Below are 24305 nucleotides of genomic sequence, written 5' to 3' on the forward strand. Positions count from 1 at the left end.
AAAAGAGCCTTTTAGGCTCTTCCTATCAATCAACTTTGTAGATCCAACCTTCTGGCGCTTCAACATCACCAAATTGGATACCTGTTAATTCGTCATAAAGCTTACGGGTGACTGGACCAACTTCCGTCTCGCTATAGAATACATGGAAATCATCACCATGCTGGATACCTCCGATTGGCGAAATAACTGCCGCTGTACCACAAGCTCCGGCTTCAACAAAGCGATCCAAATCATTAATCGGAACATCGCCTTCAATCGGAGTCAAGCCCAAGCGGTGCTCTGCCAAGTAAAGCAAGGAATATTTGGTAATGGACGGTAGAATAGATGGACTCAGCGGTGTTACAAATTCATTATTTGCTGTAATTCCAAAGAAGTTAGCTGATCCGACTTCTTCAATCTTAGTATGAGTTGATGGATCTAGGTAGATGACATCTGAAAAGTTACGAGACTTAGCTATCTTACCTGGTAGGAGACTGGCTGCATAGTTACCACCTACCTTAGCAGCACCTGTACCATGTGGAGCCGCTCGGTCATATTCGTCTTGGATCAAGAAGTTGGTTGGAACCAAACCACCCTTGAAGTAGTTTCCAACTGGCATAGCAAAGATCGTAAAAATATACTCATCTGCTGGTTTTACCCCGATGATATCTCCGATACCAATCAAAAGTGGACGAAGGTAGAGAGTTCCTCCTGTTCCATATGGAGGTACATATTCTTCATTTGCACGGACAACAGCCTTACAAGCTTCCACAAACATTTCTGTTGAAACTTGCGGCATCAAGAGGCGATCGCAAGTTCGTTGTAGGCGCTTAGCATTTTCATCTGGGCGGAAAAGCTGGACACTGCCATCCTTGGTTCGATAGGCCTTAAGTCCTTCAAAAGCCTGCTGACCATAGTGAAGGCTTGGTGAAGACTCAGAAATATGCAGGGTCGCATCTTCTGTCAGCTTGCCTTCCTCCCACTGACCATTGCGGTAATAAGCTAAAAAGCGATAAGGCAATTTCATATATGAGAATCCTAGATTTTCCCAGTCGAGATTTACAGTCATAATCTTACTCCTCTACTTCCAAACTTCATTTTTTAGATACTCCTTATTTTACACCTTTTTAAGAAATTTTCAAGCATTATTTTCAATTTTCAGAAAATTTTGTTATTAAATTATAGTTTGAAAAAACCAGCTCGTTTGAACTGGTTTGAAAATTACTTAATATAAGCTGAGAAGACTTCTTCGTCCGAAATGGTATCAGAGATAAAGCTTCCGTTACTTGTTCGCTCTGATAAGCCGAGCTCAGCTAGGTTTACATCATAGACAGTTCCTTTATTAGAAAGCACCTGCAAAATCTGCTCCTCGCTGGCTTCTGCTTCTGTTGTGAAGAGGTCAAAGTCCACTGCTTCGCCATAGACTGGTCCAGCTGCAAAGACACGATGTGGCTTGGTCTTAAGCTCTCTCAGAACTTGGAGACCACGATTTGCCCGACTGGTAACAGGAATATCTGCGACTGCCATACGCTTGAGCGAACCGCGCTGAGTCAGGATGTAAAGCGAGTCTGTGTTGGCGATAAAGGCTGCCGCTAGAACATCGTCCTTCTTAAGATTGATGGCTTTAACCCCAGCTGCCTTAGCACCAATAACAGGTACTTCCTCAATATTGAAACGAAGGGCATAGCCATTTTTGGTCACGAGCATAACATCATCCAGCTTAATCGGCGCCAGAGCAATAACCTGATCGTCTTCATTTTTCAGCTTAGCAAACTTGAGCGCCTTAGACTTGTAGGTCCGCCAAGGACTGAACTCCTTACGCTCCACTCGCTTGATTTGACCTAACTTAGTCGCTGCAAAGTAAGTGCCTTCCTCAAAGCTGTCCAGTAATTCTGTATAGATAACTTCTTCCTTGGTATCAAAGTTACTGATGGTCTGGCTGAGGTGTTCTCCTATTTCTTTCCAGCGTATGTCTGACAGCTCATGAACAGGCCGGTAAATGACATTTCCAAGACTTGTGAAAATTAGCAAATGCTGGGTCGTCTTGGCCGGGCTGACGAAAATCAGTCGGTCATCATCACGTTTGCCTATTTCTTCTAAGGTCGATGCTGAGAAGGAACGTGGACTGGTCCGTTTGATATAACCAGAACGTGTCACGCTGACATAGGTTTCTTCCTCAACAATGAGACTAGCTGTATTAATCTCGATAGCGTTTGCTGTATCCTGCAGCTCACTGAGACGCGGATTGCCAAACTTCTTCTTGACATCGCGGAGCTCACGCTTCATAAGATTATACATGGTGCGCTCATCGCCGATAATAGCAGCTAGCATGGCAATCTTCTCGCGCAGCTCTGCTTCTTCCTCTTCCAGAACCACTACGTCTGTATTGGTCAAACGGTAGAGTTGGAGAGTGACGATAGCCTCAGCTTGCTCCTCGGTGAAATCATAGCTGATCTTAAGATTTTCCTTGGCATCTGCTTTGTTTTCGGAAGCACGAATCAGGGCGATCACCTCGTCCAAGATGGAAATAACCCGAATCAATCCTTCCACGATATGGAGCCGTTTCTCAGCCTTGGCCTTGTCAAAGCGGCTGCGAGCCAGAATAATCTCCTTGCGGTGGGCAATATAACTGGTCAAGATTGGCACAATCCCCACCAAACGAGGCGTAAAGTTGTCGATCGCAACCATGTTGAAGTTATAATTGACCTGCAAATCAGTGTACTTAAAGAGATAGTTGAGAATCAGCTCGCTATTGGCATCTTTCTTGAGCTCGATGGCAATGCGAAGACCGTTACGGTCGGATTCGTCCCGCACTTCCGCAATACCAGCCACCTTATTATTGACCCGCACATCGTCAATCTTCTTGACCAAGACTGCCTTATTAATCTCGTAAGGAATCTCAGTAATGACGATTTGCTCTTTACCGCCCTTCAGCTTTTCAATCTCAGTTCTGGAACGCACTACGACGCGACCTTTCCCAGTCTCGTAGGCTTTCTTGATCTCATCACGACCTTGGACAATAGCTCCTGTCGGAAAGTCTGGACCAGGCAGAAACTCCATGAGTTTGTCCACCTTGGCAGACGGATGGTCAATCATATAGATGACCGCGTCAATGACTTCAGCTAGATTATGAGGTGGAATATCCGTCGCATAACCAGCAGAAATCCCAGTTGCTCCATTGACCAAAAGATTAGGAAAGGCTGCTGGCAGAACAGTCGGCTCCTTCTCGGTATCGTCAAAGTTCCAAGCAAAAGGAACGGTATCTTTCTCGATATCCTGCAAAAGATAACCAGCCATCTCAGACAAGCGTGCCTCAGTATAACGCATAGCCGCTGGTGGATCACCGTCCATGGAACCATTGTTCCCGTGCATCTCAACGAGAATCTCACGATTTTTCCAGTCCTGAGACATGCGAACCATGGCATCGTAGATGGAGCTGTCACCGTGGGGGTGGAAGTTCCCCATGATGTTCCCGACTGACTTGGCTGACTTGCGGTAGCCCTTGTCAAAGGTGTTGCCGTCCTTGTTCATGGAATAAAGAATACGGCGCTGCACAGGCTTCAAGCCATCTCGAATGTCCGGCAAGGCCCGCTCTTGAATGATGTATTTGGAGTAGCGACCAAAGCGCTCTCCCATGATGTCCTCAAGGGACATGTTTTGAATGTTACTCATAGGATACTAAGCCCGTAAAATACAAAGTGAAAATAAGAAATTCTTGCAGTGAGCGATGCTCACAAGAGAATTTATCTTTTTCGCACAGTATTTAGGGCGTGTTCAACTCCTTTCAAAGAATGTAGAGTAGTTTTTTATAAAATAAAGGATATATTACGGAAATTAGTCCAGTGTTCAGTTACTATAAGTAACCAAACTATCCTTTCTGTAGTTTAATGTTTTAAATTACGTTCTTCATTTAGTCAGTGATCGGTAAGTCTTGCCTCAGCATACTCAAGCATCTTCTCTGCAGTTGCTTTGTCATAAGGGAAACCAGTTTTGCGAGAGAAAGCTTGTGCTTCTTTGTGGAAAAAGTCCATGGTAGCTAAGAGAGACTTGGTGAGGTTTTTCTGGTCAGAAAAGTCAAGCAAGGCTGTAAATTCTTTCTCTTTCTCAGCAGGTAAATACTGAAAGAGGTACTTGTAGTTCTTGCCAACGTCAACCGTCCCCTTTTCTGCTGCCACTTGCCAAGCTAAAAGCCTGAGCAATTCTTGCTGGCAGATTCCATACAGATGATCCGTCGCATAGACAAGGTGGTTTCGATGAATGCCCTTGACTACATAAGCTGACACCCACCAGAATTCATTGCAGGATTTGTCAAAGTCAGTCGCACTGGCTGGTGCCGTCCAATAGCGCTTTGGTGTCGGTGCATAAGGAGCAAACAATCCCTGCGGGTCATCCAGCACCGTGAAATCCGCTTCGCTATCCACCCATTCTTTGATGTGCTCCTTGGGGCAAAGGGTCAAATCTATCCGATTGCCATCTTCAAAGAGCATGAGATAGAGGCGGCGATGGTCAAGTAGGTTATGCTGCTCGATGATGCGCTTGCCAAACCTTTCCAACCAAGCAAGGTCAGCTACCAGACCATCCAAATCCTCCACAATGTAGACCACATCATAGTCTTGGAACTCGTCCTTGGGGGCATTTGGGTTTGTCCGTGAGCCGGACATGGCGACAGCGTTGACTTGTAGCACTTTTGCAGTTTGCAAAATCACATCAAACATCTCGGTTTTAGTTTTCATGGGAATACCTATCTTTTCAGTGGAACTTCTTTATATAGAATCAAAGCTGGCAAATCTGATTCCTGCAAGTCTCGCAAGATTAGACGGTCAGTTTCAAGCATTGTCAACTAATCACTCCTCTGCTCACCTAAATCTAAAAATAACTCTACTTATCCTTTTTAAATTTAAAACTTTCTCCATTAGTTGCAGAAATGCCATCAGATGTAAAAGGTTGATATTCAATAGTATTTTCATCAACTTTTTTAATCTGATGACGATTACCATTAGTATCAACAATGGTGAATTGATCCCCTTTTTTATCTTTTACTTCCCCTTTTTCAGCAATTTTTTCCTTACCGTTTAAAATGTTCCATTTACCTTGCTTTTCTTCAAAAACATAGGTACCTTTTGTTTTTTCACTCTTCCATGTACCGTTTAGCCAAGCTTCCTGCGAAGAGCAAGCAGTTAGGATAAATACTGAAAATACAAGCAATGCCAGTGTATAGATTTTTTTCATAATAAAACTCCTAAATATTGTAATTATTTATAATGATTCGTTAAATAAATTTTAAAAAGCTGTTGCTTCCTCAAGCGTGAATTTAACATTATCCTCAATCCACTTACGGCGTGGTTCGACCTTGTCTCCCATGAGGACATTGACACGGCGTTCTGCACGAGCCAAGTCTTCGATGGTGACACGGATGAGAGTGCGAGTTTCAGGGTTCATTGTGGTCTCCCAGAGTTGATCGGCGTTCATTTCACCTAACCCCTTGTAGCGTTGAAGCATAGCTCCTTTGCCAAACTTGCGACGCAGGTCTTCCAGCTCACCATCAGTCCATGCATACTCAACAACTTCGTTCTTGCCTTTGCCCTTGGACATTTTGTAAAGAGGAGGAAGGGCGATATAGACACGACCAGCTTCAACCAGCGGACGCATATAGCGGTAGAAAAAGGTTAGCAATAAGGTTTGAATATGGGCACCGTCAGTATCCGCATCGGTCATGATAATGATCTTGTCATAGTTGGCATCTTCAAGTGTAAAGTCTGACCCAACACCAGCTCCGATTGTGTAGATCATGGTATTGATTTCTTCGTTCTTAAGAATGTCGGCCATCTTTGCCTTGGCGGTATTGATAACCTTACCTCGCAGGGGCAGGATGGCTTGGAACTTACGATCACGTCCTTGTTTGGCAGAGCCACCGGCAGAGTCTCCCTCGACCAGATAGAGTTCGTTCTTAGCTGGATTCTTAGATTGGGCCGGAGTTAGCTTACCAGAGAGTAAGCCCTTGTCTTTCTTATTTTTCTTGCCATTACGGCTTTCGTCACGCGCCTTGCGGGCCGCTTCTCTCGCATCTCTAGCCTTGATAGCCTTGCGGATGAGGTTTGATGCCAACTCACCGTTTTCCAAGAGGAAGAAAGTCAGCTTGTCAGAGACAATGGAGTCCACAGCAGGACGAGCCAAGGGACTACCTAACTTGTCCTTGGTCTGGCCTTCAAACTGTAAATGCTCCTCAGGAACTAAGATTGATAAGACGGCAGATAGACCCTCGCGGTAGTCTGAACCTTCCAGATTCTTATCCTTTTCCTTGAGCAGACCCGTCTTTCTGGCATAGTCGTTCATAGCCTTGGTAATAGCGGTCTTGAGCCCCGTCTCATGAGTACCACCGTCCTTGGTGCGGACATTATTAACAAAGGATAAGATATTATCTGAATAACCGTCATTATACTGGAGAGCCACTTGAACTTGGAAACCACTTTCCTCTCCTTCAAAATAGAGAACTGGAGTCAATGTTTCCTTATCTTCATTGAGGTAGCTGACAAAGTCTTCAACACCATTCTCATAATGGAACTCTACTTTTTCGCCAGTTCGCTCATCGGTCAAAGACAAGCGAACATTCTTAAGAAGGAAAGCAGATTCCTTAAGCCGCTCGGCAATAGTGTTGTACTTGAAGTCTGTCGTTGAAAAAATCGTATCGTTCGGCATAAAGGTCACTTTGGTTCCAGACTTGGACTTAGGTGCAGTACCGATTTTCTTGAGTGTGGTAACTGGTTTTCCGCCATTTTCAAAGCGCTGCTTGTAGACTGTACCGTCACGAGTAATTTCTACTTCTAACCAGCTAGATAGGGCATTAACGACCGAAGAACCAACCCCGTGGAGTCCTCCCGAAGTTTTATAACCACCTTGACCAAACTTACCACCAGCATGTAATACTGTAAAAATTACCTCAACAGTAGGAATTCCCATAGCGTGCATACCAACTGGCATCCCGCGTCCATGGTCAGATACTGTTAAGCTCCCATCTTTATTGATAGTGACATCAATCCGATCACCAAAGCCTGATAGAGCCTCATCAACCGCGTTATCCACGATTTCCCATACTAAATGATGGAGTCCTGTCCCGTCGGTGGATCCGATATACATACCCGGACGTTTACGTACCGCATCCAACCCTTCTAATACTTGAATGGCATCATCATTATAATTATTAATATTGATTTCCTTCTTTGCCACAAGGAACCTCCTGCATTATTCATCCTTACTATCTTACAAGTTTTTATAAAATTTTGCAAAAGTTTTTGTCACAAAAGCCTTGAAATAAACATTTTTATCGGATTAGACAAATAATTTACTAGATTGCTAAATACAAAGCAAAATTCGTGATATAATAAAATTATGATAAATACAATTTTGGGCCTAATTTTGGCATATTTACTGGGTTCAATTCCAACTGGTTTATGGATTGGACAGATTTTCTTTAAAAAGAATTTACGAGAATACGGTAGTGGCAATACCGGCACAACCAACACTTTCCGTATTTTAGGAAAGACAGCCGGAACTGTTACTTTTGTATTCGACTTCCTAAAAGGAACTCTTGCAACCCTGCTTCCTCTTTTATTGCATATCAACGGTATTTCCCCAATGATCTTTGGATTGCTTGCTGTCCTTGGTCATACCTTTCCTATTTTTGCTGAATTTAAGGGAGGCAAGGCCGTTGCTACAAGTGCAGGTGTTGTTCTTGGATTTTCTCCCCTCTTCTTTTCCTATCTGATTATTATTTTTATTGTAACGCTTTACTTGGGAAGTATGATTTCTTTGGCTAGCATTGTTGTAGCTGGCTTTGCGATTATTTCCGTTCTTATATTTCCTTTATTAGGAATTATCCTTCCTAGTTACGATCTTCTTTTTACTCTAATCATTATTCTTCTAGCATCTATTATTCTGATTCGACATAGGGATAATATGGAAAGAATTAAAAATAAATCAGAGAATCTTATTCCCTGGGGAATCAATGTCACTAAACAAGTACCAAAAAAATAAGCCCTAGGGCTTATTTTTTAGTCTTCTTGACTCTTCTTGAAACCAAGGATTCCCAAGAAAGCAGTAAACAAGGATACAATAAGTAAAGCTGGTGACTCTTTTGTTCCAGTTTCAGGAAGTCTAGCCTTAGATGATGTAAATGTTTTAGCAACATTAACTGTCAAAGGCTTACTGTTTGTAGCAACTTCCCCCTTCTTCTCTTCTTTTGCAGGGTCTACTGTGACTGCTGGTTTAGGAGACGGTTGAACTACATTGCCATTTGAAGAGTAATTTGGAAGAGGTTGATAGTTTTGGCCACTTGGATTCTGATTAGACTGTCCATTTGGAACATCTGTTCTGCCAGGATAAGATTTTGGATCAGATGGATCTGTTCCATTTTTGATTTCTTCAATATCAGAAACTCCATCTCCATCACTATCTTTTTTAGAAGAAATAGAAATCGTACGGGAATTTGGATTTATAACCGAATATGCACTTAAATCTGCTTTAGCTAAATAATCGGCAAAAGCAACGTCCATAGAAGGGCCTTCTTCTCGCGCACCACCCAACATGGTGTAGCCATCACCACCGGCTGCTAAGAAATCATTTGTTGTCAAATAGTATTCTTTAGCAGGATCTAAGTTTTCATACTTACCGGTTTCTGGGTTTTTAATTTCAATATGCAAAATACGTTTTTCAGCAGGCAAGGTTGTATCGTAATAAACCTTAGCACCTGAAACCTGTAGGAAGCCTCCGCTTGGCTCAAGAAGGGGTTGGCCATTTTCATCCAAAACAGGCTGACCATTTTTTTCTTGTAAAATAGATCCAAGAGATTTAGCAAACATATCAGCAATGTTTTGTCCCGTTACTTTGATTTGAGAAATAGTGTTTCCAAAAGGAAGGACAGCGATCACATCACCTTTTGTAATTGGCTTATCTTTGGCAATTGTTTCACGCAAACCACCACCGTTTGTCACAGCAAGATCTGTTTTATGGCTGAATCCAGTTTGCCCGTATTCGTAGAGGGCGTCCGCTACCACATTACCAAGGTTTGTCTCACGAACCCGCACATTCTCGCGCTGACCGTTCAATTCAACTGGGCTATTGTCACGAACAACTTTAGCATTTTCAGCATCATATCTTTCTTTAATTTCTTTGACCATAGCTGCTATTTTAGCATTTGGTACCACATCTTTAGTAGAAGCTGCAGAGATTTGTTGTGGATTTCCCAATAATTGATTAGCCTTATAAGTAATTTTACCAATGTTATTCAAATAACTTCCCGTTTGGTTATAAGTAACATTGTCTCCATAGGTTGTAGATTGAACTGTATGAGAGTGACCGTCAATAACCGTTACACGTTTGCCTTTGAGCTTTGGATTATTTGAAAGAGCTTCAGCTAAAGTAGATCCACGCCACTCTACTGGAGTAGTCGTATCAACACCTAAGTGAGCCAAAACCACATAGTTCTTGTATGATTTACCCTCTGCCGCAGCGCGAGCTTCTACTTCATCAATAACTGAATTAACTTCTGAGATTGGATCTTTAAATGTTACGCCTTGAACATTCTTAGGATGAGTTTTGGTCGCAGTTTCAGGTGTTGTCACACCGATTACTACAAACTCATCACCTACAACATTCTTATCCTTATCTACGATAGTTGATGCTTCAAACAAACGAGCACCATTTACATAGGTGTTAGAGCTTAAAAGAGGAAAATTAAGAATTTCTTTATATTTCTTAGCTTCATCTAGGCCAAAGTCAAACTCGTGGTTCCCTACGGCCATAGCATCGTAGCCCATCTCATTAAGTAGTTTAGCACGCTCTTCACCTTTGGAACTATTTGAAATTGGCAAACCTTGGAAGGCATCTCCCGCATCAACTACTAGAGTTGAAGGATTGTTTTTCCTTTCCTCTTCAATAACGGCTGCTAATTTAGCGTCTCCAATAACTCCTTTTTCTTCAACAATACGGCCGTGAACGTCATTTGTATGGATAATATTTGCTTCAGGCAAATCACTTTGTTGCCCAGAAGCGCTTTCTTCACCCTGCGCACTTGTATCAATAGCTCCATCTGGGACATTCCCCTCTTGAGCTGAAGCTGCTGCTGCAACTTCTTGACTAGGTTCGGAAGCTACTTGTTCATCTGCGTATACTTGATGAGCTAGAAATGCTGGAGCAAGTAATAAAAGCGGTAAAAGAATTTTTTTCTTTTGCATAAACCGTCCTCTTTTTCTTTTTATTAGTTTTATTATATCGAAAAAGGGAGTAAAAGTGAATTATTTTCTGTGTTTTACCTATTTATGTTCGTATCTAGACAAAAAATCTGAGATTTTATTTATCTCAGATTTCCATAGATTATCCTTCAAAGACAACTTCCCCATCACAGATGGTAAACTTCACTTGGCCTTTAAGCTTTTCACCAACGAAAGGCGAATTGGCAGCCTTGGAGGCGAAGTGATTAGTCACAAGTCTATCGGCTTCTGGGTCAAATATTGTCAAATCAGCAGGGCCATCCTGAGCGATGAAGCCAGCATCGAAACCATACAAACGTGCTGGATTGATTGTCATTTTCTCCAAAAGTTCCATCAAGCTCAGATGGCCAGCCTCAACCAAGTAGGTCAGTCCCAGAGAAAGCGAAGTCTCAAGACCAGTCATGCCAGAAGGCGCCTTAGTGATATCGGCTACATTTTTCTCATCAGCATGATGGGGAGCATGGTCCGTCGCAATGACAGAAATGACACCAGACTTGAGCCCCTCGATAACCGCCAGACGGTCCGATTCTAAGCGTAAAGGCGGATTCATCTTAGCATTGCTGCCCTTGGTCAATAGCAGAGCTTCTGTCTTAGAAAAGTGCTGAGGTGCTGCTTCAGCAGTGACTTGAGCACCTAGCTTCTGAGCGAATTCCACAACCTTTACACTCTCAGCCTTGGACAAATGCTGAATATGCACATGAGCCTTTGCATCATAAGCAATCATAACATCGCGAGCAATCATGCTGTATTCTGCCACACCTGTCGCGCCGCAGATATGAAAATGCTCTTTGGCAATATGCTCATTGAAACCAAGTATGCCGTTGAGATTGGGATCTTCCTCGTGCAAGCTGATAAAGGTGTTATTTTTACGCGCTTCTACAAGGGCTTGGCGGACAATGCCAGCATTGGTCAGCGGAATACCGTCATCAGAAAAACCTACTGCACCAGCTGCCAAGAGACCTTGGAAATCTGTCAAATGCTGACCATCAAAATTCTCAGTGATCGTTGCGACTGACTTAATATGGATATTTTCACGACTAGCCGACTCCAGAACTTCTTTCAGGGTTTCAACTGTAGAGATGGTTGGATTGGTATTGGCCATCATAACAACAGTCGTAAAGCCACCTGCTGCTGCTGCCAAAGCCCCCGTATGAATATCTTCCTTATGAGTCTGGCCAGGCTCCCGGAAATGCACATGTATATCCACCAAACCAGGAGCCACAACCAAACCACTGGCATCAATAACTTTTGCTCCTTCTGCCTGCAAATTTTGACCGATTTTGACAATTTTCTTCCCCTCAACCAAGAGGTCAGCAATTTGGTTAAAACCAGTCTTAGGATCCATAACTCGTCCGTTTTTGATTAATAGCATCGTCTTATCTCCTTATTCGTAAAAGTCCACCTGCGTATCCAACAGCTTATCCCCGTCATAAACAAACTTTGCTGAAAAGAAAGGCTTGTCTTCTAAAAGCCACTCAACAAAGGTGTGATCGCCTTCCCAGGTTGGTTTAGACAAAACCTGATCATAGGGCACCCATTCCAGAGTCCCTTCGTTGCAGTCAATCAGTTCCCCCTCAAACTCCGTTACCTTGAAAACATAGGTATACCAGTCTAAGTCGGGAGTAAATTCTGGAAAAGTGATAACGCCTTTAAGAACGGGCTTTGCCTTTAGACCTGTTTCCTCTAGAATCTCGCGCGCAGCACATTCCTGTGGGGTTTCTCCTCGCTCTAGTTTGCCACCGACACCGATCCATTTCCCAGCGTGAACGTCGTTGGGCTTTTTGTTGCGGTGAAGCATGAGAAACTCCCGACCATTATCAATATAACAAATCGTTGCTAACTGAACCATATTACCTCCTAAGCTAACCAATTGATAGGTTCCAAGCCCTTAGCCACTAAGAAATCATTGGTACGAGAAAAAGGTTTGCTACCAAAGAAACCACGATACGCAGACAGCGGACTTGGGTGAGCCGACTCGATTATCAAATGTTGAGGATTGCTTATCAAGGCTTTTTTCTTGCGAGCGTAAGACCCCCATAGGATAAAGACAACTGGATTAGACTTTTCATTGACTACTTTGATAATAGCGTCCGTAAAAGGCTCCCAGATTAAGCCAGCATGCGCATTGGCCTGACCAGCAGGCACAGTCAGACCAGCATTGAGCAAGAGAACACCTTGCTGAGCCCAGGAAGTCAAATCATGCGACTCTTTCACTCCAATATCATCAGCCAGTTCTTTGAGAATATTCTGCAAAGAAGGCGGAGCTGGAATGTCATCAGGTACCGAAAAACTTAAGCCTTGTGCCTGTCTCGGTCCGTGGTAAGGATCCTGCCCTAAAATAACCACTTTAACATCCGCTAAATCTGTCGTCTGAATCGCATTAAACACCTTTTCCCTAGGTGGGTAAATGGTTCCCGAAGCATACACTTCATCTAAAAAATGATTGATTTTTGCAAAATAACCTTCCGGCAGCTGCTCCTTAATCAAAGTGTGCCAAGCTGAATGTTGCATATATGTCTCCTCTCATTTTCTAGGATTGGATATTTTATCGAATCCACCTAAGTGCTCTTCTGAGTTTTGCTGTTCCATTTTCCAGAAAACAAGAACCGTGAGCTAGTATAATTTTTTCTGGTTGCCATGCCAACATCTGCTCCAAGCACTCCTTAGCTTCTTTTTGATGACCGATAAAGGTCATACGATAGTCAATAGGGGTCTGCCCATCAGGAGCCGCAACACGCACTAATTTATAAGCCTTGCTGCGAAGCGGACTTGCAAAATGCTCTGTTTCAAAATTCTCGATCAAATCTGTCAAGATTAAGGTTTGACTGTCCTTGTGAAAAAAGACAACTTCCTCAATATAAGCACTTCCCTTGAAAACCAACTGATTTATCTGGTCTTCCCAAGCTTGTGGAGCCTTATCTGTCAGCTTTTCATCAAAAGAGACCGGGATTTTCTGCTTGACTGCTCTCTCTTCCACTCCTGGGCTAGACCAAGTAATCGCCTTAGGATAACGCTTCTTCCAGTCAGCTATATAGGCATAGTGAATCTTATTAGGTGAAACAAGGTGTGCAACTGGTCCCAAAGCGTCCAACTGGTCAAACAAGGCTTGATTTGGTTGGATTGGTGAATGGCACCAGAGCTGGCCATTTGCTAACTTGATGACCGTCATGCGGGTAGAAAAAGGCAACTTTGTCAGCACCGCATCCATCTCAATCAAATCACCGTCGACAATCCAGATATTCTCAGCAATGGGCTTCAAGGTATAAAGCGGTTCATAGATAGGAACAGGTCTTTTCATCTTTAATCATTCCTTTTCAAAGACTTTCGTTGGGAAATTTTTAAGTAGCAGACGACTTTCTTCAAATCTTGAGAATACTGACTTAAACCAAGAGCAGAAACCAGTAAAATCTGTGGTAAAAATTGGATGAGGTAACGGGTTTTCCCACCTTCAAAAATCTGTAGGAAGAGTAAGCCTCCAAAAACAGCAAGATTCAAAAAATTGACGCGATCATCTGGTCGGTACTTCCACAAAGTCATAACGAGACCTAGACTCATAACAATCCAAACTAGCTGCTTTATAAGAGCGTAATAGACATACTCCTTCTTATCAATGCTTAAAAAAAATGTTCGAACAAACTGAGCAAGTGGATTGTTTTTGGTCATTTCGTATAAAGGATTAATAAATGGTGTCTTTTCATTTTCAACATCCCGATAGAGCCAACCCAGAGTCCCTTCTGCCACCGTTAGAGATTGCTTGTAATATAAGTGCCCCCAAAATGTCGCGGGTGTATATTCCTTCAAGCGACGCTTAATTTCCTTAATGACATTTTCCTTAGCAAACATGCCATTATTATAGTCATCTCTTTTGTTGGGTTCAATATATTGGAGCAACCCTTCTTTCATATCTGCTTGATTATGACCTATGTATGTAAGCCCCAAATTGATAAAGAGAAGCGGTCCCTTAGCTAATCCTTCTTTTTGAATAATTGTCACTTCATTCTGGTTCTTAATAGCCGTATGAAGTCCACTATAGGTTATCCCAAAAGCAAGGACAAATATTGATAAAACCAAAAGAAAATTTTTCCACTGCTTCTGCAAAAAGAATGTTACGAAGAAGGCAATCAAGAGAATCATGACTGTCGGGCGAACAAAATACAAGAAGCCTGTGAGCAAACCCAATGATATACTTAAGGCAGTCAATTTCTTAATACTGTCAGCTTTAAAGATTCCAAAAATTAAGAAAATCTGTAAAGAAATAAAGGGCAGTGGCGGAATATCCGTATACATAGAGAAGAAATAAGGAGAAAATCCAGCCAAAAGCACATAAAGACTAAAAACGACATCAGCCGATTTTTGATTAAAGAATTTTTGACTTCCCTTATACAAAATCAAAGCTGTTAGATTAGCATACACCATGTTTAGTCCCTGCATTATCCAAAGTGCAGACGACTCCCCAAACAGCTTGTAGAAAAAGCGTTCGTAGAGAAAGAGAGGTAAGTTATTTGGGTTACGTGTGATATAGCTTGAAATCGATGTTTCTTTAAGTAAGCGAAATGCCCCGTTCAGAACAACTGCTGCATCCCGACGCACAAGTAATTCAGCTGCCCAAATCATAATAAGCTGAAAAACTACTACAGCCACCATAATCGCGATCTTATGTCGCATCAAATAGCGGTATACTTTTAAAACTTCTTTACGATAATAATAAGCTCCAATCAGCAAGATAGCAAAAATTGGATAGGCCCAATAACTCATCTCACTGATATAAAAGATTGAAACAAAAAACCAATGTACTACAAGGACTAACATGATTTTTTGTAAAATGGAAAACGATAGACGATAAATCTTTGACATAGGCTTATTATAGCAAAAATCAAGGTTTTTAGCTAAGAAAATACAGCAATCAAGAGACTGCTGCTTTTCTTTTGGCAAAGATAAAGTATCTGTTTCGATATGAAATATCGTTTAAACTCAAGCAGAACAAACTCTTACAGATGCCAATTTTCTTGGTCTTCCTTAAAGCGTTTCAATAAGGCTAATCCTTCAGCATTGATATAGCCTTCTTGCTCAGCTAAGTGAATCAACTCTGTATAGTTAGAAAGGGTCACCAATTTGACACCCGCTTCATTGAAGTTTTTATCTGCTTTTGGCAGCTCATAGGTAAAGATGGCCGCTGCGCCAATCACGTCCGCACCTTCACGTTTAGCAGCAGCGATAGCATCCAAGACAGAACCGCCTGTCGAGATTAAGTCCTCAATGACAACCATCTTCTGCCCAGGCGCTACGCGACCTTCGATTTGATTGCCCGCTCCGTGATCTTTTGGTTTGCTGCGGATATAGGCAAATGGCAGGTTCATCTTATCTGCGATAATGGCTCCGTGAGGAATGCCCGCTGTCGCAGTTCCAGCAATGACTTCTACATCTGGAAATTCCGCCCGAATCTTTTCGACAAAACCATCCTCAATCAAGGTCCGAGTCTCTGGATAGGCCAAGGTCACACGGTTGTCTGTATAAATAGGTGACTTGATACCTGATGCCCATGTAAAAGGCTCTTCTGGCTTCAAATACACAGCCTTAATTTTCAATAAATCACGCGCAATCTCTTTTGCTAAAGTCATTTTTTGCTCCTTATAAATTTGAAATTTTATGATACTGTTAATTTTGTATAACGATTTAATTCGAATTACTTGTTTTGCTTAGCTATTCCACTGCTTCTTGATTTCATGATAAGCATCCCAAGGATTTTCAGCTTGGATAATCGGACGACCGACTACAATATAATCACTACCGATTTGATGGGCTTCCTGTGGTGTCATGACCCGTTTCTGGTCACCAATTTCTGCTCCTGCTGGTCGAATACCAGGCGTCACACAGAGAAAGTCTTCGGCAGTTGCTGCCTTAATTAGTTCAACCTCTTGAGCTGAGCAAACTACGCCATCCAAACCAGCCTCTTTAGCCTTCCGAGCATAATTTACAACAGACTCCTGAACCGTAGTTTGGATGTTTTGGCAATCACGCATATCTTCTTCACTTGTCGAAGTCAGCTGAGTCACCGCAACCAACTTAGCCTTATCCCCTAAGACCTTCTTGGCTTCGCTCATCATCTCTACACCACCAGCCGCATGGACCGTCACCATGTCGATGCCAAAAGTTCCTAAGACAGACATAGCTGAGCGTACCGTATTGGGAATGTCATGTAGCTTCAAATCCAAGAAAATACTGTGCCCAAGACCTTTCAAATAATGAACGATTTCTGGACCGATAGCATAGAAGAATTCCATACCGATTTTTACAAAAAGTTTTTCATCTTCTGGAAAATGCTCCAGAAAAGCTTTGACATCGTCAAAAGATGGAAAGTCGAGGGCGATAATAGGACGTTCTTCACTCATGTAGGGATAATCTCCTTTTTTGATTATTATCTTTAAAGAACTCCGCTAGATACTCCTGTTGTCAACTATATCTTCACACTAGACTCGAAAATATAGAAAAAACCTTGCCTGAGAGCAAGGTTACACGAAAATGTGGCAGAATTTGCCATTCAAACGTATGATCCTTAGTAGCCTCTCTGGACTTCTTTAAAGGTTATATTTAGTTCATTCTATAATTTCACAGCAAGATTGTCAAGCAAAAATGTAACTTTAAAGCAAATTCTCTCGAACTTCTTTTCGTAAGCTTTCAAGACTTTCGATGCCGTATTTATCCATCGCCTTAGGCAGATCTTCAATGATGGTTGGGCAGGCATATGGATCCGTGAAATTGGCAGTGCCCACCCCAATGGCTGAGGCGCCCGCTATAAACATTTCCAGAGCAGCATCCGCTGAATCAACTCCCCCCATACCAATGATAGGAAGTTTGCTTGCCTGCGCCACTTGACGGATCAGCTTGAGTGCTACCGGAAAGACAGCCGGACCCGACATACCACCTGTGCCATTAGCGATAATAGGCTTGCGTGACTTCAAGTCAAATCGCATACCTACCAAGGTGTTAATCATGGTAAATCCAGCAGCTCCAGCATCTTCAACGGCCTTGGCTACCTGAGTGATATCTGCCACACTCGGAGTCAATTTGACATAGACTGGTACATCAGAAGTATCTACTGCTGCCTTGGTTGCTTCGTAAGCCAACTCTGGAACTTGACCAATCAAAAGCCCAGCATTTCCATGGTCAACATTAGGACAGGAGATATTGAGCTCAATAGCCTTGACATTGGGGGCTTGAGATATTTTCCCAGCCACTGCGGCATACTCTTGATTGGAAAATCCCGCTACATTAGCGATGATTGGAAGGTCGGGATAATGTTTTTCCAACCAAGGCAGTTTTTCAGCTAGAACAGCCTCAACACCTGGATTTTGCAGGCCAATGGCATTGAGCATACCAGCCGGCGTTTCTGCCACACGCGGAGTGGGATTACCAAAGCGGGGATCCAAAGTCGTAGCCTTTATCATGATGGAGCCAAGCAAGTCTAGGTCATAGTACTTGGCATATTCTTGACCGAAGCCAAAACAGCCAGATGCTGGAATAATTGGATTTTTCAGGTCTAAGCCTGGCAAGGAAACCCTTAAACGTTGGTCACTCATTCTTTTTCCCTCCTAGACAATAATCGTGCCCGTTTCAAAGACCGGACCGTCTTCACAAACGCGCTTATTGACTGACTCGTCCTGACCTGCCACATGAACGACGCAGGCATAGCAAGCGCCCATACCACAAGCCATACGTGATTCCATGGAGAGATAAGCATGCGGATGGTCCTGAAACTTACGATCGACGTACTGAAGCATAGCTGGCGCTCCACAGGAATAGACAGCCTCATAGTCTTGGATCATCTCATCTACCACCGCTGATACATAGCCCTTGCGACCATAGGAACCATTATCCGTCGTGACAATGACATCAGCGTATTTTTTTATTTCCGCTTCCAAAATAACAGCAGATTTATCAGAAAATCCCAGAACAGCTGTCACTTGAGCACCCTTTGCATGCAATTCTTTAGCAACCTCAAGCAAGGGAGGGACACCAATCCCACCACCGATAATCAAAGCGTGGTCACCTGCCCTTACAGGACTCAAATCAAAGCCATTGCCTTGAGGACCCATAACATCAAGAAACGAGCCAACTGGAAGATGAGAAAAAATAGCCGTCCCGCCACCTTCTATCCGATAAATGATACGACAAGTCAGATTATCTCGGTCAATCTCAGCAATTGAGATCGGCCGGCGCAAAAGCTTGCTGTCATCTGGTACCCGAATATGTAAAAACTGCCCAGCCTGCATCTGGTTGACCATTTGGCCCTTTAGGAGCATGGAAAAAATATTAGGTGCAATTTCTACTTGCTCCAGCAGCTCCATCTGCTCCAGCATAATCTTGCCAAATCTCTTTTTGCAACTGTCACTAACCATGACAACCTCACTTTCTACAAGAAAAAACCTCGCCACAGCAAGGTTTCGCAAAAAACAAGGCAGTCAATTGCCTCTTATATCGTTTTTCCTACCTTGCAGCCTCACTGGACTTGATTAAAGGTTTAAATTTATCATATTCTACAACTAAATAGATGTTTTGTCAATCCTATTATGATAAAATAGACCTATGAGAATTCAACAACTACACTATATTATCAAAATCGTCGAAACTGGCAGCATGAATGAAGCTGCCAAGCAACTATTTATTACCCAACCTAGTCTCTCTAATGCAGTACGAGACCTTGAAAACGAGATGGGGATTGATATTTTCATACGAAATCCTAAGGGAATCACATTAACCAAAGATGGCATGGAGTTTCTATCTTATGCTCGTCAGGTGGTTGAGCAAACACAACTTCTAGAGGAACGGTACAAGAATCCTGTCGCCCATCGCGAACTCTTCAGCGTATCTGCCCAACACTATGCTTTTGTAGTCAATGCATTTGTCTCCCTCCTTAAGAAAAGTGATATGGAAAAATATGAGCTTTTCCTTCGGGAAACTCGGACTTGGGAAATCATTGATGACGTCAAAAACTTCCGTAGCGAAATTGGTGTACTTTTCTTAAACGGTTATAACCGAGATGTTTTATCTAAAATGTTGGACGACAATCATCTGATTGCAACTCATCTCTTCACAGCCCAGCCCCATATCTTTGTCAGCAAGTCCAACCCTCTGGCTAAGAAAAAATTGGTACAACTGGCAGATTTAGAAAATTTCCCTTATCTCAGCTACGACCAAGGGACCCATAATTCCTTCTACTTTTCTGAGGAAATCCTCTCCCAAGAACACCATAAAAAGTCTATCGTCGTCAGTGACCGAGCAACCCTCTTTAATCTCTTAATTGGCTTGGACGGATACACGATTGCTACTGGTATCCTAAACAGCAACCTCAATGGTGACAACATTGTCTCTATTCCACTTGATATCGATGATCCTATTGAGCTAGTCTACATCAAACATGAAAAAGCCAGCCTATCTAAGATGGGTGAACGTTTTATAGAATATTTGATTGAGGAAGTGAAGTTTGATAAATAGATAAACGCTATTAGGAGATTAAATGGAATCAAAACGCCTACTTAAAATATCTTGGATTTGTATTACCCTTTTTCTTGGAATAATCATTTACTTCAATATACACCCTATCCCTACTTTGATTAAACCTGGGCTAACCATCACTATAAAAAATAGTGACGGTGGTTTTTTTAACACTACGAATTCTGTTAAAAACCTAGAAGACGCTGAAAACAATTTTTATGTAAAATTCAATATAAAAAAAGTTGATTATGTTTCTAAATCAGATTTTAATATTTATGATAATAACGGAAAGCAAGTCCCTATAATTGACTTTAGTTCTACTTTTGCTGAATATTCAAGTAATGATATTCAAATTTGGTTCAAAGGAAAAGCAAATACTAAATATAGACTTGTATATAATGATGATAACAATACTAACTATAGCGTCAATTTTGATACCCCTTCAAAAAAATCATATCTAAAAAAAGATGATCAGATTGTTAAAGCTTATGTAAAAAAATATTTAGAAAATGGAATAAAAGACGAATTAACTGAAAATATTATTAAATATAATTCAGATAGTATATATGCTAATATCTCACCATACTATACTCCATCAGATAAGGAAAATAAAGCTATTGTTCAAGCATATTGGGATGCATTTATAAAAAATTGGAAAAACTACAGTATCGAAATGACAGAGGCTAGTGATGATAAATATTCATATACTATTAGGTATAGGTGGGGTGAGCCTGATATGGAAGAGTTAAATAAAAGGATAGATGAGAGAGAAAACCAATTAAAAAAAGAGCTAGGTAGTGATTATGAAAAACTCTTCAAGAAGATTATTACTGAGATACCAACTATGATTAAAAAGACCCCGCAGAAAGAACCAGAAGAAAAATCTATAAGTTTTACAATAAATAGAGAGGATATAGAAACACTTAATAGTCGAACCAGTTACAATAATATTTCAACGATTTCAAGTGAATTTAAATCGCCTCTCATGAAATTATATCCTTAAAATGAAAGAATCCAGATATTTTCTAAGCTACCTGGATTCTTTTTTATTTTGATTTAAAACTTCAGCAATGTATTCAGATTTATTTTCATCTGTATAGGTTTTTGAGCTTGACTTGATCTTATAGTCATGATCATTAATTTGCTCTACAATATAAGAATGCGTAATGGTCATTTTAAACTGACTCCCTGTCGTGCTAACACTTAGAGGTAAGTTAGTAAATTCGTCTGAATAGAAGATTCTGGGGTAAGAGTGATTTGAAGTATGAGTTAATCTATTGTTATAAAAATCATACTTTCTATCCCAGTAGTTACCCTTATGCTGCTTTTGATAATCTTCAAAAAAATCTAATTTATCATCCAAACTATTTTTCGAACTAGTAAAAAAAATAGGAGTCAAACTAAAATCAGGTTTATTCCCATATTCAAAATACGTTTGCTTCTCTCCTGTTTTAGGATTTTTTAATTGGTAAGAAATCTCACTGCTGACTTCTGGAACCTGATAAAGAGTATCGCCCTCATAAAGAAATAATAATATGTCTATAAGATTGCTAGTTCTCTTGTTATCGGGCAACTTAAAGTCCGGAAAACGAAAACTTAACTTTTGATAAATAGAATCATTTAACAAATTGGCACTAAATGATGGACCAATTTCAGAAGTCTCTTCTACGGGAATTTCTGACTTACTACCATCGGTAAAAGTAACATGTAAAATTTGTTTTTCATTATATTCATTCCAATTTGATAATATCTTCTCTGTCAACTCTTGATTTTGGGGTACTTTTTCATTCATTTGATGTACAAATTCAATGTTCAAATCCTTAACTACTTTTTTCTTAGGTTTGATCTCACTTACTTTGTAGTTGTATACTGTATAATATTGATTTTCCCAATCAAACCATTCTGGCTTAAGATAATAACGCAAGCTAATAAATGTAACCAACAAAAAAGATATTACAATTAAGATTACTTGGTGCTTTCTCTTTAATTTTTTCATCTAGACCTCCTAGGTTCTATATTTTATTATAACATAGTCACATGAGTTTATATAGTTACTTCCCAACAGTAGATAATATAAAACACCCGAAAAAGCTTTTTATGGCTATTTTCAGGTGTTATTTTAAGGTCTTAATTTAGAAAACACTTCTCCTATCTTTCCTTCAATAACAAGGTCCGCCTGACTGTCTTGAGGGATGCTGGTCTTGTTGATGACGACCAGATGCTTTCCTGAAAAGTACTGGATGAGGCTGGCTGCAGGATAGACGACTAAGGAAGTGCCACCAATTATCAGCAGGTCCGCTTGATGGATAGCTTGAGCAGCCTGCTGAAAAACCTCCATATCTAGAGGTTCTTCATAAAGAGTCACATCTGGTTTGACAATGCCTCCACAGTCAAGACAGTGAGGAATTGTATCGTCCAGAGCCAGAAAACCATCCAAATCATAGAATCGTTGACAATTCAGACAGTAATTTCTATCCGCACTGCCATGAAGTTTAAGAACTTTTTTCGAACCAGCCATTTCATGCAAGCTATCGATATTTTGAGTCACAACAGCCTTGAGCTTGCCTTCCTTCTCCAAATCCGCCAAGTAGACATGAGCTGCATTGGGCATAGCATCCGGATAGAGCAGATACTTCTTGTAAAAGTCAAAAAATTCCTGCGGATAGCGCTCAAACATAGTGTGAGAAACCAGCTGCTCTGCCGTAAAATGCCGTCCTAGCTTGACACTGTATATTCCATCCGAGCTGCGGAAGTCCGGAATATTGGATTCAGTCGAAACACCCGCACCACCGAAAAAGACTATATTTTGACTTTGGTCTATCAATTCTTGCAGCCTTGCAATTTTATCCATCCTACTACTCCTTATAAGAGACTTTCTACAATCGCATTTGCTCGGTCGAAGTAAAAAGGCTCCCTCTGATAAACTATACCTGTCTCCTGTGCCAAAGCAACCAGAAGCTCCATAAAGTGCTGAGACGAAAAACCTGTCGTCCTGTGCAATTCTTCCTCATCAAAAGGCTTGATAAGGTGGGCAAGCGGATTACGGACTGATCTTTCCAACTCTCTTAGTTGCCCTGCTGACTCTTTGACAGATTCAGGGAAACCTAACTGTAAAATTAATTCTGTCAAGCTAGAAGAGTTGACCGTGCTTTCCGTATGGAAATTTTGCAAAACAGGATTATCAGAACTCCTCATCTTCTCAAACTTCCAACGGTCGTAACTGGCCTCTCTAGAATTATGAATATAGCTGTCAATATCCGGCAACTGCATGCGAATCAACCGCATAAAAATCCTATAAATAGCCGGACTAACTGCTCGAACAAAGTCAATCAATTGTTCATTTCTCAATTTTGCATCTAGGTCATAAAGGTAATTAGCCAGCTGCTCGTCTGCTTCATTTTCATGGCAAAAAAGCTGAAAATCAGCTGGATTCATTCCAGTGATTTCCAACTTTAGATTCATGATAGATTGGATGTTGAGCTCTCTTCGCTCCGCTAGTGCCCCAAGAAGGCGAACCAAGTCAGACTGGGTAGACTTTCCTGCTCGCTCAGCCAGTTTAAGGGCATAAGCATAGTCATAGCGGGAAATCGCAAAGAGAATAGCTTCTTTAGCATCTACTTTCATGCTTCAGCAATCAAGGTTTCCAAACCAACCTTCATCATATCGGTGAAGGTAGTTTGACGTTCTTCTGCAGTAGTGTCTTCATCTGGATTGACCAAACTATCAGAGATAGTCATGATAGCTAGCGCATCAACATGGTGTTGGGCAGCAAGATAGTAAAGCGCTGCTGCTTCCATTTCCACAGCCTTAACACCCCATTTACCGAGCTCGATGTTCTTTTCAAAGTAGTTTGAATAAAAGACATCAGAAGACAAAACATTCCCAACATGGGTGGTCATACCGAGATCTTTGGCAATATGGTAGGCCTTGTCTAGTAAATCAAAGCTAGCAATTTGCGGAAAATCATACTGTGGCCAGTCATTACGGATAATGTTTGAGTTAGTTGCAGCTGCCTGTGCCAAAACCAATTCACGGACATGAACACCCTTATTCAAAGAACCTGCAGTTCCCACACGGATTAATTTCTTCACTCCGTAGTCAACAATCAACTCACGCGCATAGATAGAAATCGAAGGCATTCCCATCCCAGTTCCCATGACAGAAACACGGTGACCTTTATAAGTACCAGTGTAACCAAACATGTTACGTACTTCGTTAAAACAAACAGCATCTTCAAGGAAGTTCTCCGCAATAAACTTGGCACGAAGAGGATCCCCCGGAAGAAGAATTTTATCAGCAATTTCACCCTGCTGAGCAGCAATATGGATAGACATAATATAAGATACCAAACCCGTCAAAAAGCGAAGGGAAAATAGGAGTTGGGCGCAGTGAGCGATGCTCGCTAGACCAACTATCTTTTTCCCACTGCTTTTAGGGTGGGTTCAATTCCTTTCTTTCTTAATTTTGATGATAAATAGGAGAATAGCTCGGGTTCAATTCAAAACCAAACTACCCTACCTTTCAATGTTTTAGAAAAGTTTTCCGCTCGTGTTCAAATTAGAACACTTT

General features: G+C 41.4%; 22 protein-coding genes and 1 pseudogene. 3 read left to right on the forward strand and 20 right to left on the reverse strand.

Annotated features, from left to right (window positions below; genetic code table 11):
- Positions 1-25: 25 nt before the first annotated feature.
- The 6 genes and pseudogenes from HMPREF2780_RS09115 to parE form a co-directional block, all read right to left on the reverse strand.
- On the reverse strand, positions 26-1048 hold the full coding sequence (locus HMPREF2780_RS09115; protein ID WP_048780111.1) for a branched-chain amino acid aminotransferase: 1023 nt from the start codon (positions 1046-1048) through the stop codon (positions 26-28).
- Between the two features lie 152 nt (positions 1049-1200).
- Positions 1201-3651 carry a DNA topoisomerase IV subunit A gene (parC, locus tag HMPREF2780_RS09120; RefSeq protein WP_105026544.1) on the reverse strand — a complete coding sequence of 817 codons (2451 nt, stop codon included), beginning with the start codon at positions 3649-3651 and terminating at the stop codon, positions 1201-1203.
- 242 nt (positions 3652-3893) lie between these two features.
- Positions 3894-4712, reverse strand: a complete 819-nt coding sequence (locus HMPREF2780_RS09125; RefSeq protein ID WP_048780117.1) for an aminoglycoside 6-adenylyltransferase — start codon at positions 4710-4712, stop codon at positions 3894-3896.
- 20 nt (positions 4713-4732) lie between these two features.
- A pseudogene (locus HMPREF2780_RS11885) lies at positions 4733-4819 on the reverse strand (GNAT family N-acetyltransferase); the annotation flags it as partial.
- 38 nt (positions 4820-4857) lie between these two features.
- On the reverse strand, positions 4858-5208 hold the full coding sequence (locus HMPREF2780_RS09135) for a hypothetical protein (RefSeq protein ID WP_048780120.1): 351 nt from the start codon (positions 5206-5208) through the stop codon (positions 4858-4860).
- Positions 5209-5259: 51 nt separating this feature from the next.
- On the reverse strand, positions 5260-7203 hold the full coding sequence (gene parE, locus HMPREF2780_RS09140) for a DNA topoisomerase IV subunit B (protein ID WP_008809188.1): 1944 nt from the start codon (positions 7201-7203) through the stop codon (positions 5260-5262).
- A 162-nt stretch (positions 7204-7365) separates the two neighbouring features.
- On the opposite strand from parE, the gene plsY reads away from it, so the two are divergent.
- Positions 7366-8010, forward strand: coding sequence for a glycerol-3-phosphate 1-O-acyltransferase PlsY (gene plsY, locus HMPREF2780_RS09145; protein WP_048780123.1), 645 nt, complete (start codon positions 7366-7368; stop codon positions 8008-8010).
- A gap of 17 nt (positions 8011-8027) precedes the next feature.
- Here the strand turns inward: plsY and nt5e are convergent, their stop codons facing one another.
- The 10 genes from nt5e to HMPREF2780_RS09195 all read right to left on the reverse strand — a co-directional run bounded on the left by nt5e (position 8028) and on the right by HMPREF2780_RS09195 (position 18640).
- On the reverse strand, positions 8028-10208 hold the full coding sequence (gene nt5e, locus HMPREF2780_RS09150) for a cell surface ecto-5'-nucleotidase Nt5e (RefSeq protein ID WP_061595895.1): 2181 nt from the start codon (positions 10206-10208) through the stop codon (positions 8028-8030).
- 139 nt (positions 10209-10347) lie between these two features.
- On the reverse strand, positions 10348-11616 hold the full coding sequence (locus HMPREF2780_RS09155) for a dihydroorotase (protein WP_061595896.1): 1269 nt from the start codon (positions 11614-11616) through the stop codon (positions 10348-10350).
- A gap of 12 nt (positions 11617-11628) precedes the next feature.
- On the reverse strand, positions 11629-12093 hold the full coding sequence (locus tag HMPREF2780_RS09160; protein WP_002904550.1) for an NUDIX hydrolase: 465 nt from the start codon (positions 12091-12093) through the stop codon (positions 11629-11631).
- Positions 12094-12101: 8 nt separating this feature from the next.
- Positions 12102-12755, reverse strand: coding sequence for a uracil-DNA glycosylase (locus HMPREF2780_RS09165; protein ID WP_061595897.1), 654 nt, complete (start codon positions 12753-12755; stop codon positions 12102-12104).
- A gap of 34 nt (positions 12756-12789) precedes the next feature.
- A complete protein-coding gene (locus HMPREF2780_RS09170; protein ID WP_061598805.1) occupies positions 12790-13542 on the reverse strand; it encodes a DUF4336 domain-containing protein in 753 nt (250 codons plus the stop codon).
- Between the two features lie 2 nt (positions 13543-13544).
- Complete coding sequence (locus HMPREF2780_RS09175; protein WP_061595956.1) at positions 13545-15098, reverse strand: glycosyltransferase family protein; 1554 nt, start codon at positions 15096-15098, stop codon at positions 13545-13547.
- 134 nt (positions 15099-15232) lie between these two features.
- A complete protein-coding gene (gene pyrE / locus HMPREF2780_RS09180) occupies positions 15233-15862 on the reverse strand; it encodes an orotate phosphoribosyltransferase (RefSeq protein ID WP_061595899.1) in 630 nt (209 codons plus the stop codon).
- Positions 15863-15940: 78 nt separating this feature from the next.
- Complete coding sequence (gene pyrF / locus HMPREF2780_RS09185; protein WP_061595900.1) at positions 15941-16633, reverse strand: orotidine-5'-phosphate decarboxylase; 693 nt, start codon at positions 16631-16633, stop codon at positions 15941-15943.
- A gap of 249 nt (positions 16634-16882) precedes the next feature.
- Positions 16883-17821 (reverse strand): dihydroorotate dehydrogenase, encoded by a 939-nt coding sequence (locus HMPREF2780_RS09190; RefSeq protein WP_061595901.1) that lies wholly within the window; start codon positions 17819-17821, stop codon positions 16883-16885.
- A gap of 12 nt (positions 17822-17833) precedes the next feature.
- Positions 17834-18640 (reverse strand): dihydroorotate dehydrogenase electron transfer subunit, encoded by an 807-nt coding sequence (locus tag HMPREF2780_RS09195; protein ID WP_061595902.1) that lies wholly within the window; start codon positions 18638-18640, stop codon positions 17834-17836.
- A 187-nt stretch (positions 18641-18827) separates the two neighbouring features.
- Here HMPREF2780_RS09195 and HMPREF2780_RS09200 point away from each other — a divergent pair, with 187 nt between their 5' ends.
- Complete coding sequence (locus HMPREF2780_RS09200; RefSeq protein ID WP_061595903.1) at positions 18828-19736, forward strand: LysR family transcriptional regulator; 909 nt, start codon at positions 18828-18830, stop codon at positions 19734-19736.
- A gap of 22 nt (positions 19737-19758) precedes the next feature.
- Entirely contained in the window at positions 19759-20739 is a 981-nt protein-coding gene (locus HMPREF2780_RS09205) for a hypothetical protein (RefSeq protein WP_061595904.1), read from the forward strand.
- Positions 20740-20766: 27 nt separating this feature from the next.
- Here the strand turns inward: HMPREF2780_RS09205 and HMPREF2780_RS09210 are convergent, their stop codons facing one another.
- From HMPREF2780_RS09210 to deoD, 4 genes are all read right to left on the reverse strand, one after another.
- The gene (locus HMPREF2780_RS09210) at positions 20767-21732 is read right to left on the reverse strand and encodes a hypothetical protein (protein ID WP_061595905.1); all 966 of its coding nucleotides are present in this window, start codon (positions 21730-21732) and stop codon (positions 20767-20769) included.
- Positions 21733-21855: 123 nt separating this feature from the next.
- Entirely contained in the window at positions 21856-22587 is a 732-nt protein-coding gene (locus tag HMPREF2780_RS09215) for an NAD-dependent protein deacylase (protein WP_061595906.1), read from the reverse strand.
- An 11-nt stretch (positions 22588-22598) separates the two neighbouring features.
- On the reverse strand, positions 22599-23360 hold the full coding sequence (locus HMPREF2780_RS09220; protein WP_061595907.1) for a hypothetical protein: 762 nt from the start codon (positions 23358-23360) through the stop codon (positions 22599-22601).
- Positions 23357-24070: a purine-nucleoside phosphorylase gene (deoD, locus tag HMPREF2780_RS09225; RefSeq protein WP_061595908.1), complete on the reverse strand. Its 714-nt coding sequence runs from the start codon at positions 24068-24070 to the stop codon at positions 23357-23359. The genes HMPREF2780_RS09220 and deoD overlap by 4 nt, the downstream gene beginning before the upstream one ends.
- Between the last annotated feature and the right edge of the window lie 235 nt (positions 24071-24305).

Source organism: Streptococcus sp. HMSC062B01 (genome assembly GCF_001811085.1).
Lineage (GTDB): Bacteria > Bacillota > Bacilli > Lactobacillales > Streptococcaceae > Streptococcus > Streptococcus gordonii.